Annotated in this window: 12 protein-coding genes; 5 read left to right on the top strand and 7 right to left on the bottom strand. The window is 74.2% G+C overall.

Annotated features, from left to right (window positions below):
• The first annotated feature begins 324 nt into the window (after positions 1 to 324).
• Positions 325 to 1,362: an MBL fold metallo-hydrolase gene (locus tag ACIO1C_RS25020; protein WP_401867022.1), complete on the top strand. Its 1,038-nt coding sequence runs from the start codon at positions 325 to 327 to the stop codon at positions 1,360 to 1,362.
• On the opposite strand, the gene ACIO1C_RS25025 is transcribed toward ACIO1C_RS25020, so the two are convergent.
• A complete protein-coding gene (locus ACIO1C_RS25025; protein ID WP_401867024.1) occupies positions 1,342 to 2,013 on the bottom strand; it encodes a DedA family protein in 672 nt (223 codons plus the stop codon). The two genes, ACIO1C_RS25020 and ACIO1C_RS25025, sit on opposite strands and share 21 nt — an antisense overlap.
• Positions 2,014 to 2,024: 11 nt before the next feature.
• The gene (locus ACIO1C_RS25030) at positions 2,025 to 2,816 is read right to left on the bottom strand and encodes an MBL fold metallo-hydrolase (RefSeq protein WP_401867025.1); all 792 of its coding nucleotides are present in this window, start codon (positions 2,814 to 2,816) and stop codon (positions 2,025 to 2,027) included.
• A 281-nt stretch (positions 2,817 to 3,097) separates the two neighbouring features.
• Between ACIO1C_RS25030 and ACIO1C_RS25035 the strand changes: the two genes are divergently transcribed.
• The 4 genes from ACIO1C_RS25035 to ACIO1C_RS25050 all read left to right on the top strand — a co-directional run bounded on the left by ACIO1C_RS25035 (position 3,098) and on the right by ACIO1C_RS25050 (position 7,009).
• Positions 3,098 to 3,559 (top strand): hypothetical protein, encoded by a 462-nt coding sequence (locus ACIO1C_RS25035; RefSeq protein ID WP_401867027.1) that lies wholly within the window; start codon positions 3,098 to 3,100, stop codon positions 3,557 to 3,559.
• 210 nt (positions 3,560 to 3,769) lie between these two features.
• Positions 3,770 to 6,085 carry an alkaline phosphatase family protein gene (locus ACIO1C_RS25040; protein ID WP_401867029.1) on the top strand — a complete coding sequence of 772 codons (2,316 nt, stop codon included), beginning with the start codon at positions 3,770 to 3,772 and terminating at the stop codon, positions 6,083 to 6,085.
• A gap of 255 nt (positions 6,086 to 6,340) precedes the next feature.
• Positions 6,341 to 6,763, top strand: a complete 423-nt coding sequence (locus tag ACIO1C_RS25045; RefSeq protein ID WP_401867031.1) for a hypothetical protein — start codon at positions 6,341 to 6,343, stop codon at positions 6,761 to 6,763.
• A 75-nt stretch (positions 6,764 to 6,838) separates the two neighbouring features.
• Positions 6,839 to 7,009 carry a hypothetical protein gene (locus ACIO1C_RS25050; RefSeq protein WP_401867033.1) on the top strand — a complete coding sequence of 57 codons (171 nt, stop codon included), beginning with the start codon at positions 6,839 to 6,841 and terminating at the stop codon, positions 7,007 to 7,009.
• Positions 7,010 to 7,166: 157 nt separating this feature from the next.
• Here the strand turns inward: ACIO1C_RS25050 and ACIO1C_RS25055 are convergent, their stop codons facing one another.
• The 5 genes from ACIO1C_RS25055 to ACIO1C_RS25075 all read right to left on the bottom strand — a co-directional run bounded on the left by ACIO1C_RS25055 (position 7,167) and on the right by ACIO1C_RS25075 (position 13,247).
• A complete protein-coding gene (locus ACIO1C_RS25055; RefSeq protein WP_401867035.1) occupies positions 7,167 to 8,474 on the bottom strand; it encodes a sulfite oxidase in 1,308 nt (435 codons plus the stop codon).
• A gap of 233 nt (positions 8,475 to 8,707) precedes the next feature.
• Entirely contained in the window at positions 8,708 to 10,315 is a 1,608-nt protein-coding gene (locus ACIO1C_RS25060) for an AbgT family transporter (RefSeq protein WP_401867037.1), read from the bottom strand.
• 99 nt (positions 10,316 to 10,414) lie between these two features.
• Positions 10,415 to 11,431 (bottom strand): alpha/beta hydrolase family esterase, encoded by a 1,017-nt coding sequence (locus tag ACIO1C_RS25065; protein WP_401867039.1) that lies wholly within the window; start codon positions 11,429 to 11,431, stop codon positions 10,415 to 10,417.
• A 338-nt stretch (positions 11,432 to 11,769) separates the two neighbouring features.
• Positions 11,770 to 12,561 carry a creatininase family protein gene (locus ACIO1C_RS25070; protein WP_401867041.1) on the bottom strand — a complete coding sequence of 264 codons (792 nt, stop codon included), beginning with the start codon at positions 12,559 to 12,561 and terminating at the stop codon, positions 11,770 to 11,772.
• A complete protein-coding gene (locus tag ACIO1C_RS25075) occupies positions 12,558 to 13,247 on the bottom strand; it encodes a FadR/GntR family transcriptional regulator (RefSeq protein ID WP_401867043.1) in 690 nt (229 codons plus the stop codon). The genes ACIO1C_RS25070 and ACIO1C_RS25075 overlap by 4 nt, the downstream gene beginning before the upstream one ends.
• Positions 13,248 to 13,276: the final 29 nt, after the last annotated feature.

The following is a 13,276-nucleotide window of genomic DNA, read 5'->3' on the forward strand; positions in this document are numbered from 1 at the left end:
GGGGGCCGACCGGCCGCCAGGCCGACCGCCGGGGGCCGACCGGCCAGGCCAACCACCCGGGGGGTCGACCGACCGGGCGGGCCGACCGGCCAGGCCGACCGCCCGGAGTCGGCCTCGCCCGAGGGGTCGACCGACAGGCCAAGCCGACCGCCCGGAGTCGGCCGCTCAGGTCAACCGCACCGAGCCGACCGCCCAGGTCAGCCGCCCCCGTCAACCGCACCGAGCCGACCGCCCAGGTCAGCCGCCCGGAGTAGTCCCCAGGTCACCCCCCGGACAACCCCTCACAACAACCGCGCCGAGACGACCGTGTGGAACGGAGCCCCAGTGACGGAAGAGACGAAACGGGACGGAGAGAGCCACCGAGGCCCCTCGTCGCGCGCCGCCGGGCCGCCGCGGCCGCTCGGTGAGGTCCGGCGGTGGCCCAAGTCCTTCGCCGGCCGGCTGACCGCGCCCCTCCCCGGCGTACGGGCCATGACCCGGCTCGCCAGGGAGGGATCCGTACGGCCCGGCGCGGACGGGCTGCGGGACGTGCCGCTGCTGCCCTTCGCCCCCGGCCCGCTGCCGTCCGTGGACGCGGCCACCGTCGCCGTCACCTGGGCGGGTCACGCCAGCTGGGTCGTGCGCATCGGCGGGCTCACCGTCCTCACCGACCCCGTCTGGTCCCGCCGTATCCTCGGCACCCCCGCCAGGATCACCCCCGTCGGCGTCCGCTGGGCCGACCTGCCCCCGGTCGACGCCGTGGTCATCAGCCACAACCACTACGACCACCTGGACGCCCCCACCCTCAAGCGGCTGCCCCGCACCACCCCGCTCTTCGTCCCGGCGGGCCTCGCCGCCTGGTGCCGGCGGCGGGGCTTCGGCCGGGTCACCGAGCTGGACTGGTGGGAAGCCGCCGAACTGCCGGGCGCCGACGGCCGGTCCGTGCGCTTCGACTTCGTACCGGCCCATCACTGGTCCCGGCGGACCCTCACCGACACCTGCCGTTCGCTGTGGGGCGGCTGGGTGCTCAGCGACGGCCACGGGCAGCGGGTGTACTTCGCCGGGGACACGGGCTACGGGCACTGGTTCGGCGAGATCGGCAGCCGCCATCCCGGTATCGACCTCGCGCTGCTCCCCATCGGGGCCTACGCCCCGCGCTGGTGGCTGAGCGACGTGCACACCGACCCCGAGGAGGCCGTACGGGCGTGCCAGGATCTCGGCGCGCGGAACATGGCCCCCATGCACTGGGCGACGTTCGTCCTCTCCGCCGAACCGGTCCTGGAACCCCTCACCCGGGTCAGGGCCGCCTGGGAGAACACCGGCAGGCCGCGCACCCAGCTCTGGGACCTGCCGGTCGGCGCCTCACGTCTCCTGACCCCCTGAGGAGCCGGGAGCCTCGGGGGCGGGAGCGCCACGCCCGGAGTTGTCCCGGCCGCCGCCCTGTCCACGTACCCGGTGCCAGAGGGCCGGCGCCGCGGCCACCACCACCGTGAGGACCACCGCCGCCAGCACCCCCTGCCACGGCTCGTCGAAGAGCGAGCCGCCGAGGATCCCGATCAGCTGGTACGTCGCCGCCCAGGCCAGACAGGCCGGCACGTCGCCCCGGGCGAACCGCCGCGACGGCCACTCGGCGAGCAGGCACGCCAGCATGACCGGGATCCGCCCGGCCGGCACCAGCCGGGACAGCACGAGCACCGTCACCCCGTGCTCCCGCAACTTCTCCTGCGCCTGCTCCAGGCGGTCGGGCGGGGCGTGGTCCTTTATCTTCGCCAGCCAGCGCGACCCGTTCTTCGACCCGACCCCGCGCCGGCCCAGCCAGTACAGCGCCATGTCGCCGAGGAACGCCCCGAACGACGCCACCAGGAACACGTAGAGCATCGAGAGCGGCGCCGTCTGGTGGAACGCCACCACCGCCGCCGAACTCACCACGGCGCCCGTCGGCACCACCGGCACCAGCGCGCCCAGCGTCACCAGCAGGAAGACCGACGGATAGCCGACGGCCTGCTGCGTCGACTCCGTGGGCAGCTGGCTCATGAGCTGATCTATCACCGGCGCGCCTCCGGCCGGACACTCTCGCCGTGCCGCAGCAGGTGCACGGTGACCTTGGGAGCGAGTACCGCCGCGTGCCGTACGAAGTTTTCGCCCGGCGAGAAGAACTCGTGGGGCCGCACCCCGTCCAGCCCGATCGGCCAGTATGTGCCGTAGTGCACCGGTACGGCGGCGGCGGGCGACAGGTCCGCCAGCGCCTGGGCCGCCCGCGCGGCGTCCAGGTGCTCCGGCCCCAGGTGCGGGCCCCAGCCGCCGACCGGCAGCAGCGCCACGTCCACCGGGCCCACCGTGTCCGCCATGGTGTCGAAGAGGCCGGTGTCCCCGGCGAAGTACGTACGCGACTCGCCGCTGATCACATAGCCGAGGGCGGGCGAACGCTGCGGCCCGACCGGCAGCCGACGGCCGTCGTGGTGGGCGGGCACGGCGCGGATCCGCAGCGCGCCGATCTCCACCTCGTCGCCGACGCCGACCTCCGTGATGTGCAGCCCGGCGCGGTTCCTGCGGGCGTCCAGCCGCCGGAGCGCCGGGACCGACCGCCCGGCGCCGCGCGGCACGAGCAGCCGGGTCCCGGGCGCCAGCTTCGCCAGCGACCGGGGGTGGAGGTGGTCGGAGTGCAGGTGGGAGACGAGCACGGCGTCCGCGACGGCGGCCTCGGGGGCGGGCACGGCGCCGAGCCGGCGGCGCAGGTGGGCCAGCCTGCGGACGAAGAGGGGGTCCGTCAACACCCGTACCCCGGAGTCCTCGACCGTGCAGGTGGCGTGACCCCACCAGGTGATGACAGTTCCCAACCCGACCTCAACTCCGTCCGCCCGGGCGCCGGTGAGCCCGCCCCGGGCACGATCTCCGCACTCAGCGTACGGGGGGTACCCGGGGACGGGCCCGCGAACCCGGCGCCCGCCGCTTCCCGGCCCTCTTCCCGGCCCTCTTCCCGGCCCCCTTCCGCGTGCCCCCGGATGGCTCGGATCGCGCGCCCCCCTGCCTGGTTCACGCCTCCCTCGGGCGGGTGCGGGCGCGGTAAGGTCTGCGGTCCGGACAAGGGGTGGGGCCGGACAAGGGGTGGGGGCGGGACATGGCCGAGGCGGGCGTGGCAGTCGAGGCGGGCGGGACAGCGGGGACGGGTGAGGTGACGGGCGAGGTACGGGTGGCGGTGATCGCCAGCCTGACGCCCCTGGAGGAGCTCGACCGCACCCCCTTCCTCGTGGACACCCGGGGCCAGCAGGCGATGTGCGCGCGCTGGGCGGCGGACCAGGGGTACGTCGTCACCCGGCAGCTACTCCTCTACGGGCTGCGCCCCGATCACCACGGGCTGTGGGTCGACGTCGAGGCCGGCCTGCTCGACGTCTTCGTCGCCCCCAACGCTCGGGTCCTCGACCGGGCGTTCACCTCCGTCCCCGCCTTCTCGGCGGAGTGCGCGCGCCGGGGGGTGCGGCTGGAGACGGTGGGCCTGGACGAACCGCCGTACGACGCGGCGATGAAGGCCGACGTCCACCGCAGGCTCTCCATGCCCACCGCCGGGTACGACGGCTGCTGACCCACGGCCACTGATCCACCGGCCCACCGCCCCTGACCCACGGCCGCCGACCCGCGCGCACCCGCACCGCCGACCCGCGCGCACCCGCCCGTCGGCCCCCGCGCACCCGTCCCCGCTGCCCCACGCGCCCCCGCCCCCGCGCCGCCCTGTGTCACGCTGGGGCCGAGCCCGTGAGCGGATACGGGCCCGGACCATGAGGTGGGGAACGACGTGCTGCGCGGGCGATGGCGTACGACAGGCGGGGCCGTACTCCGGGTGATCATCGTGTGGCTGGTGTCCAGCCTGACGCTGCTGGCGCTCGCCGGCATCCTGCCCGACTTCCAGCTCCAATTGGACGACGGGGAAACCATCACCAGGACGGCCGTCACCGCGGGCTGGGGCGCGGGCGCGTTCGGCCTGCTCAGCGCGCTGGTCTGGCCCCTGCTCGTACGGGCCCTGCTGCTCGTGCCCGCACTGATCCTCGGCGCGCTGGTGTTCTTCCTCAACGGCTCGCTCCTGCTCATCGCCCTCTGGCTCATCCCCGACGGCCGGGGGGCCGCCAACCCCGAGACGGCCGTGGTGGTCGCCGCCGTGATGTCCGCCGTCGCCTCCGCGACCGCCACGGGGCTCGCGGTCGGCGACGACGACGCGTACCGGCGCAGGCTCTCGCGCCTGGCCGACCGGCGCCGGCGCAGGAGCGGCGTGGACGGCGGACGGGGCGGGCCGCCCGGCACGGTCTTCCTGCAACTCGACGGCGTGGGCCACCAGGTCCTGCTGGACGCCCTCGCGAACGGCGTCATGCCGAACATCGCCGCGTGGCTCGACGGGGAGCCGACCCACCGGCTCACCCGCTGGCGCACCGACTGGTCGAGCCAGACCGGCGCCAGCCAACTCGGCATCCTGCACGGCTCCAACCACGACGTCCCCGCCTTCCGCTGGTACGAGAAGGACAGCGGCAGGACCATGGTCAGCAACCGCCCCGCGAGCGCCGCCGAACTCCAGCGCCGGGCCATCGAACGCACCGGCGACGGCGGCCTGCTCACCCTCGACGGCGCCAGCCGCGGCAACCTCTTCAGCGGCGGCGCCGACGAACTCGCCTTCGTGCTCTCCATCGCGGCCCGGCGGGGCAGGGCCAACCGCTCGCGCGCCGGGTACTTCGCCTACTTCAGCGACCCGGCCAACGCCGTCCGTACGGTCGTCTCCTTCGCCGCGGAGGTCGCCCGCGAGATGGGGCAGTCGCTGCGCGCGCGGGCCCGGGGCGACCGGCCACGGGTGGGCCGGGGCGGGCTCTACCCGTTCATCAGGGCGTTCGCGACCGTCCTCGGACGGGACGTGGTCGTCGCGGCGGTGATCGGCGACATGCTGGCGGGACGCACGGCGGTGTACGCGGATCTTGTCGCGTACGACGAGGTGGCCCACCACTCCGGGCCGCACAGCCGGGACGCGCGGCAGGTCCTCGCCCGCCTGGACCGTTCGGTCGGTCTGCTGGTCAAGGTTGCGGACCACGCGCCTCGCGTGTACCGGATCGTGCTGCTCTCCGACCATGGGCAGAGCCCCGGCGAGACCTTCGAGGGCCTCTACGGACTCACCCTCAAGGACCTGGTCAGGGCGGGGTGCGGGCTGCCCGTGTCGCGCCGGGCCGAGCGGACGAGGAGCGGCGCGGAGGCCCGCTCGGCGGCCCGGCACGCGGTGCGCCACGCGCTGCACCGGCCGGTGCGGGAGGGGGCGGAGGACGAGCCGGCGCAGGGCTCCGACCCCGTCGTGCTCGCGTCCGGCAACCTCGCGCTGGTCTCCTTCCCCGACGTGCCCGGCCGGATGAGCCGCGAGCAGTTGGACGCGCGCCATCCCGCCCTGCTGCCGACGCTCGCCGACCATCCGGGGGTCGGCTTCCTGCTGGTACGCAGCGAGGCGCACGGCTCGGTGGTGCTCGGCCGGGGCGGGGCGGAGGTCCCGGTCGCGGAACTCCGCGACGGGGAGGGGCCGCTCGCCTCGATGGGGACCGGGGCGGCCGACGCCGTACGGCGCACCGACACGTTCCCGCATGTCGCGGACATCATGGTCAACTCGACGTTCGACCCCCGGACGGGGCAGGTGCACGCCTTCGAGCAACAGATCGGCTCACACGGGGGCCTGGGCGGCCAGCAGTCGTACGCGTTCCTGCTGTCCCCGCTGGTGCTGTCCCCACCGGTCCCGCACATCCCGCACACCCCGGACGCCGCGTCCGGCCCGCCGGCGGAGCTGGTGGGCGCGGAGCAGGTGCACCAGGTGCTGCGCCGCTGGCTGCGCGAGTGCAGCGGCCCGGAGGTACCGGTGGGCCTGGCGGCCGGGGCGGTCGCCGGTGAGTCGGCGGTGGTGGCGGAGGTGCCACGGCAGACGGTGCCGCCCGAGGGGGACGACATCCCGGCTGCGGGCGGGGACACGCCGCCGGCGGACGGCGGGCCCGCGCGGGACTGTGTCCCGGCGGGGGTGGGGGAGCCGGCGAAGGACGGCGCCCTGCGGGAATGTGTCGCGACGGAGGACCACCAGCCGGCGACGGACGGCGTCTAGGGCCTGTCCGGGGACGGCGTGGCAGCAGAGCGGCTGACGCCGCTGGTGGGTGGGGGTGGGTGTTCGGCCGTGGGGTGCGTGGCGTTCGTCGGAGAGTTGGCGAGGGTCGGGGCCCGCAGTTGCCGGAGAGTCGAACTGGGGTGGGGAGTGTCCTTCGTCCAGGGGGTTTCCGGTGGCGTACGGGGGAATCCGGGGCGGCGGAGGGCGGATCGGGGGCGCTGACGGGCAGAGGTGGCGTGTCCAGGAGGTTCTGCCATGTGCCGTGCCGCGCCCGTCATCCGCCGCCCCGTCGCGGCGCTCCGCACTGTCACGGCGCCCCGCGCCGTTTCCGCGGCCCGTGCCGCTCGCGCGCGGCGCATCGCGCTGACGGCGCTGTTGGTTCTGGTCGCGCTTCTGGGCATGTCGCTGGACACCGGCCACGTACCCGCCTCCGCCGCCGAACCCAGGCCACCCGCCTCCGCCGCGCCCGAACCGGCGGGCGAGGGGCAGCAGGACCCCGCCGAGAGCGAACGGACCGCCGTCGGCCGGGCCGCCGTACGGGGCGGTGGCGCACCCGCCGTACCACGGACCGGGACAGGGTGGGGCGGGCCGCAACCGACCTCGTACACCCGGCCGTTCATCCCTCAGGAACCCTCACGCGTACCGGCGGCCGCCTCCGGGGCCGTGCTGCGCTGCTGACAGGCGGGGCACCCATGTGCCCTTCTCGCCCGAGCAGTTGAGCCGGCACTCCCCCCCCACCGTGAGGACACAGCCATGCCCATCGATCCCTTCGCCGCCCTCAACGCCCTGCTGCGCGCCGAGGCCGCCCGCGCCGACGAGCCCGAGATCCGCCGCCGCCCGCCCACGGGCGAAACCGACCCCGGTGCGGCCGGTGACCACGCGGCCGTGGACGGACAGCACAACGAGAGCGGCACACCCCGCTAGCGCGCATCCGCGAAGTGGTGTCTGGCCCGACATCCCGGCGGGTGCACGGGCCGGACGCCGCCAGGCAGAGTCGTGACATCCCGTTCGCGACGCCCGGCTGCCGGGCCGGACCGGGCGCGTACCTCCCGTACGTGCCCGGTCCGCCGCCCCCCACCCCTCAGACCACCGTCACCTCGTGCCGTACCACCGCGTCGAACAGGTACCCCTGCGTGTTCGGCACCGCCACCTCCGGCTGGGTGCGGCCCGAGCGGTCCGTCGCGCGGGCCAGCAGCACCGCAGGGCCCCGGTCGCGCGGCACCCACTCCGCCGACCAGCGCACCCAGCTGTGCCGTTCGGGCGTGTCACGCAACCGTGCGCGGCGCCACGTCGTGCCTCCGTCGGTGCTGACCTCCACCGCGCGCACGGGTGCCCCGCCCGACCAGGACCGGCCCGTCACCACCTGCCGACGGTGCGCGGTCACGGCCGCGCCCGGCGCCAGCTCGAACGCGCTCTTGAGCGTCTGCCGGGTCAGCGGCGCACTGCCCTCGGCGGGATACGCCGCGCCGAACAGCCGGTAGAGGTCCGTGTTCCACGGGCTGTACAGCGGCTGGTCGCTCACCTCGATGTCACCGAGCCACTTGATGTTCGCGATGCCGATCCAGGACGGCACGATCAGCCGCACCGGAAACCCGTGGTCGGGCGGCAGCGGCTCGCCGTTCATCTCGTACGCGATCAGCACGTCGTCCAGCGCCTTGGCCACCGGCAGCGGCCTGCGGACCCGCCCGAGGTTCACCCCGCCGCTGATGACCTCGTCGTCCAGGCCGCGCGGCAGGACGTCGACCGCGCGCGCCGTGATGCCCGCGCGCCGCAGGACGTCGGAGAGCCGTACGCCACGCCAGCGCGCGACCCCGATCGCGCCGAGCGTCCAGGCCGTGCCGCTCACCGTCTCCTGCTGCTGGGTCGTGTAGTAACTGCGGCCGTTGCCCGCGCACTCGATGAACGCGGTACGCGTCACCGACGGCAGCGCGCGCAGCTGCTCGTAACCGAACTCGACCGCCGGGCCCCGTAGTCCGCTGCCCCACACGGTCAACGTCCAGTCCTCGGCGGCGATCCGGGGCGTCACGGTGTGGTTGCGGACGAAGAAGTGGCTCGCCGGGGTGTGCAGGCCGGTGGAGCGCAGCGCCGCGAAGTTGGTCTCCGCGTTGGTGCCCCGGACGGTGAACACCTCGGAGGGCAGCGGCTTCACGATCCCGGGCGCGGCGCCCGGCGCGGCGGGAACGGCGGTCGCGGCGGCCGTCCCGGAGCTTGCGGCGAAGGATCCCGCCGCAAGCGGTCCACCCACGGAGGCCGCCGCGAGCAGTCTCAACAGGTCCCGCCGCTCCACCCCGGCGGACACGGCCACCCCGTCGCGCCACTGGCGCAACCGGAGCCGGTCGTACGCGGATTCGGTCGGCGGTACGGGAAATGGCGTCGGCTTCTCGGACATGCCCGGAGCGTGGCAGCGGCGTCCGGGCACGTCAACGCCGTCCTGACGGGCCGCGCGGCGACCGTACGGACCCCGTCGCCGCGCCCCCCGCCCGCCTCACCTGCGGCGCCGTCACGGGGCCCGGCGGCGGGGGCGTCCCCGTCGGGGGCCGGGGATTTCACGCGGCCGCAACACCGGCCTCCCCGACACCCCCGACATCCCCGACCCCTCGCACCACCTGGCTCCCGTACCCCTCAGCGCACCGGCGCCCCCGGCCCGAGCGGAATGCCGACCGCCCACCAGATCAGGAACAGCGCGGTCCACGCCACCGTCATCGCGACCGCCAGCGGCAGGGTGTACGACGCGAGCGTGCCGATGCCCGCGTTCTTGCGGTACCGCTGGAGGAAGCCGAGGGCCATCAGGAAGTACGGACTCATGGGGGTGATCGCGGTCGATCCGGAGTCCGCGATCCGGAACAGCGCCTGGGTCGTCTCGGCGGGGACACTGACCAGCATCAGCATCGGAACCAGGACGGGCGCGGCCAGCGCCCACATCGCGGAGCCGCTCGTCACCATCACGTTGACCAGCGTCAGCAGCAACAGGATCAGCAGGAACACCAGCACGATCGGCATCCCGCTCCGCTCCAGCGCCTCCGCCGCCCGTACGGCGAGCACATCGCCGATCCGCGTCCAGTCGAAGTACGCCAGGAACTGGGCGATCGCGAAGAACAGCACCAGCACCGGCGCCATCTGCTTGATGCCCTGACCCATCAGCTTCGGCACGTCACCGGCCGAGGTGATCGACCCGGAGCGGTACCCGTACACGATCCCCACCAGGCCGAAGACAAACGCGACCACCGCCGCGATGCCGTCCAGGAACGGCGACTCGACGATGCTGCCGCCCTCGCCCCGCAGCGGGGACGACGCGGGGACCATCACCGCGACGAGCACGACCAGCGTGCCGACCAGCGTCAGCACGGCGGCGTGCAGCGCGGACCGTTCCTTCGGGCTGAGGGTGAGCGCGCCCAGGTCCTCCAGGTCGGCGTCCGGGTCGGCGTCGAGGTCAGGACGCTTGCTCAGGACGAACCGCACGACCAGGGTGATGACAATCGCGAGCAGCACCGACGAGGCGATGTTGAAGAACCAGTTGCTGAGCGGCGAGACATACGCGTCGTCCCCGCCGACGATCTTCGCGGCGGCCGTGGTGATGCCCGCGAAGATCGCGTCGTTGGGGGTCGGGACCGGACTCGCGTCGTACCCGGACGCGATCGCCGTGTAGGCGACGACGATGCCGAGGATCGGGGAGCGCCCGACGGCCCGGAAGGCCAGCCCGCCCAGGGGGACGAGGATGATGTACGCGGCGGCGGAGGCGACGTGCGCCACCGTGCCCGCGAAGGCGACGGCGAACACGACCCAGGAGGCGGGCACCCGCGAGACGCTGACCCGCATCAGCGCCGCGAGGAAGCCGGTCCTCTCGGCCACCGCGACCCCCATGATCACCACGACGATCGTGGCCATCGGCGGGAACGTGGCGAAGTTCTCGATCATGGTGGAGACGGCCATAGCCAGGCCGTCACCGCTGAGCAGGTTCTGGACGACCACGGTCTTGTGGTCGCTCGGGGAGACCACGGAGACGTCGGCGGCGGCCAGGAACGCGCTCACGACCGCGAGCACGCCGGAGAGGATCCAGAACAGCCAGAACGGATGCGGCAGCGCGTTGCCCGCGCGTTCGATGACGGCCATCGCGCGGACGATGCGCGGCAGCCGGGCCCCCTCGGCGACGGACGGGCCGCTCGGGTCCGCGGGGTCGCCGGGTGGCGGAGACGTTCTGCCGGGGGGTGCGGGCGGGGTCGGTGTGGTCATGGGGAGCGGCTCCTTGCTCGGATGTGAGAGTAGGGGACGGGATCGGCGGTGGGGAGTGGCGGACCTGCGTCGTGGGGGGTCAGCGGGCTGGGTGAGGGGTCAGTGGCCGTGGCCGTGGCTGCGGGCCGGGGGAGTGCGGAAGTCCCGCAGGAAGGTCCACAGGACCTCGTGGGCCTCGATGGTCTGGGTGGTGTAGCCGCCGCCGCTGTAGATGTCGGCGCCCGGCCAGGTGTGCCCGCCGTCCGTCACGGCGACGTGCCGCACGTCGGCCCCGCGGTCGCAGCCGCGCCAGCTGGTCGTGGTGATGTCGGGTGCGGTCGTCCGCACCTGGGGACGGGTGTGGCAGCCGTTGCGCTCGGCCCAGTCCGCCGCCCACGTGGCGATCGCGGGCAGGCCACGGTCGGCGTCACCCGCGTACGGGATGGTCACGTCGCCGGTGCCGTGGAACTCGATCATGGGCACCGGGCGGGACGGCCGGCACGTCTCCCCGGTGGGGTAGAGGGCGGCGGCGACGGGTGCCACGGCGGCGATCCGGTCGGCCATCCGGCAGGCGAGCAGCGTACTGACGAAGCCCGCGCCGTTGGACTTGCCGGTCGCGTACACCCGTCGTTCGTCGACGCACAGGGTGGCTTCGAGCTCGTCGATCAGGTCGCCGGTGAACGCGACGTCGTCGACGCCGGCCGCCGCGTAGGGCGCGCCCTGCCAGGCCTGCCGGTCACCGTCGCCGGTGCCGATCACACCCTCGGGGTAGACGACGACGGCCGGGAGGGTCGACAGGTTCGAGAACTCCTCCGTGCCGATCCCGGTGTTGCCGCGGCCGTGGAAGGCCAGCACGACGGGCCAGTCGCGCTTCTTCTGGTAGTCGGCGGGCAGGTGCAGCCGGTACGACCGCTCCCGGCCGCCGCTGCTGATCGTGTGGGCCTCGCCGGTGCCGGGGGCCTGGGGCGCGGGCAGCCGGCAGGCCGCTTTGCCCGTGGTCCGCTGCGACGCGGTGGAGGGGGCGGCGGACGCGGACGCGGTGGTGGCGGTCGCCGCGACGCAGAGCAGGAGGCCGGTCGCGGCGGTGGCCAGCCGCCGGAGGGACAGGGCGGTTCTGGGCCGGAGGGTGCTGTTCATGGCAGGCTCCTTCTGCCGGACGCCTGGTGGCGGACGGCTCTGGTTCCGGGTGCTGAGCTGGGGGTGCCCCGGGCAGGGCGGGGCGGGGACGCGCGGGCGTACGGGGACGCGTGGGCGCGTGACAGGGAAGGGCGGGCCCGGCATCGCGGGCGGGGTGGTGCGTGCGGTGCGGTCCAGGTGCTCCGGGCAGGCCGGTGCTACGGCACCGCACACGCCGTCATCGGTGGTGCGGGTGGTGGGGTGCTGCTGGTAGTGCGAGTGGTGCTGGTGGTGCTGCTGGTGGTGGTGCTGGTGGTGCGGGCGGTGCTGGTGGTGCGGCTCGTGTGGCTGTTACGGGATCAGACGTCCAGCCACTCCTTGACAAAAGCGGTCACCCGGCCGACGACGGCGTCCACGACCGCCTCGCCGTCCGCGGCGGTCGCCCACCGCGGGTCGCCGAGCACACCGTTCTCGCTGAGCCGGTCGTAGCGCACGGCGAGCGACGGGTGGCTGCCGTGCCGGGCGAGCCGGGAGAGCGGATCGAGCTGGTCGGTGCCCGTCGTACCGGGGACCAGCCGGTCGTTGTGCACCAAGTGCGGTGCGAGGTAGAGCATTTGGGCGGTCTCCGCCTCCCCGCTGTGACCGTGCACCTCACTGACGCCCATCTCCGACACCACATCGGCGGCCAGCGGGGTGACCGGGGTCCAGGCGAACTGGAGATCGGGGTGGGTGGTGAGCAGGTCCTGCGCCACCGTGGTCAGGGTGGCGTTGTTGCCGCCGTGACCGGTCACCACGAGGATCTTCCGCCAGCCGTGCCGGTAGAGGCTCTCCACGTACTCACGGACCACCGTGGCCAGGGTGGTGGTGGTCAGTGTGACCGTACCGGCGAAGGCGAGGTGGTGCGGGGACACCCCGACGGGAAGGGGTGGGCCGATCACCACGCGCCCGCCGAGTCCGGCGGCCACGCGTTCGGCCACCCCCTCGGCCCGGATCGTGTCCGTGGCCAACGGCATGCCGGGGCCGTGCTGTTCGAACGCGCCTGCCGGAATGATCACCACCGGGCTCGCCGTGACGGCCGAGGCCGCCTCGACGGTGGTCATCTCCGCCAGCCGCAGCGGCGGCCGGGTCTCCGCCGGGGAGTGTGTGCTCATCGCTCGCTCCCCGGGAAGTCGGCGGCGAGGACCGCCGCGCGGATGGCCCCGAGGTGGTCCCGGGTCAGCCGCTCGGCCGCGTCCGCGTCCCCGTCCCGTACCGCTTCGAAGATCTCCACGTGCTCGGCGTGGTCCCGCGCCCGGTCGTTGTAACGGTGCCGGATCTCGACCTGCTCCCTGGCCCTGACCTGGAGCAGCGCCTCGACGGCCTCCCGCAGCAGCGCGTTGCCGCTGGCCGCGGCGAGGGCCACGTGGAAGTGCGTCGACGTGAGCGGTGAATCCTCCGGCGGATGCAGGGCGTTGACCGCCGCCGCCTCCAGCCTGCCCACCGCACCGGCCTCCCGGACCCGCGCCGCGGCGGCCGCCACGGCGGGCTCCAGCACGAGCCGTGCCTCGACCAGTTCGAGGACCGACTCGCGGCTGCTGCGGGGGAGATGGGGGTTGGCGAGCAGCCGCCGCTCGCTGCCGGGACCCACGTACGTACCCGAGCCGTGCCGGAACTCCACCACGCCGGTGGCCTCAAGCCTGCGCAACGCCTCGCGGACCGTGGGCGTGGTGACGTCGAACCGTCGGGCCAGGTCCCGGGAGGACGCCAGGACGTCCCCGGGAACCAGCCGTTCGGTTCGGATGATCTCAACGATGCTGTCCGCCAGATGCTCGGACAGTGACACCTCACTGCGACTCATGGAAGTGAATAGATCACTTGATCTCTCGG

Source organism: Streptomyces sp. NPDC087420 (assembly GCF_044744165.1).
Classification (GTDB): Bacteria; Actinomycetota; Actinomycetes; order Streptomycetales; family Streptomycetaceae; genus Streptomyces.

Coding starts and splice junctions, on each gene's coding strand:
- ACIO1C_RS25025 (WP_401867024.1), bottom strand. CDS start 2,013: ATGAGCCAGCTGCCCACGGAGTCGACGCAGCAGGCCGTCGGCTATCCG.
- ACIO1C_RS25035 (WP_401867027.1), top strand. CDS start 3,098: ATGGCCGAGGCGGGCGTGGCAGTCGAGGCGGGCGGGACAGCGGGGACG.
- ACIO1C_RS25045 (WP_401867031.1), top strand. CDS start 6,341: ATGTGCCGTGCCGCGCCCGTCATCCGCCGCCCCGTCGCGGCGCTCCGC.
- ACIO1C_RS25050 (WP_401867033.1), top strand. CDS start 6,839: ATGCCCATCGATCCCTTCGCCGCCCTCAACGCCCTGCTGCGCGCCGAG.
- ACIO1C_RS25055 (WP_401867035.1), bottom strand. CDS start 8,474: ATGTCCGAGAAGCCGACGCCATTTCCCGTACCGCCGACCGAATCCGCG.
- ACIO1C_RS25060 (WP_401867037.1), bottom strand. CDS start 10,315: ATGACCACACCGACCCCGCCCGCACCCCCCGGCAGAACGTCTCCGCCA.
- ACIO1C_RS25065 (WP_401867039.1), bottom strand. CDS start 11,431: ATGAACAGCACCCTCCGGCCCAGAACCGCCCTGTCCCTCCGGCGGCTG.
- ACIO1C_RS25070 (WP_401867041.1), bottom strand. CDS start 12,561: ATGAGCACACACTCCCCGGCGGAGACCCGGCCGCCGCTGCGGCTGGCG.
- ACIO1C_RS25075 (WP_401867043.1), bottom strand. CDS start 13,247: ATGAGTCGCAGTGAGGTGTCACTGTCCGAGCATCTGGCGGACAGCATC.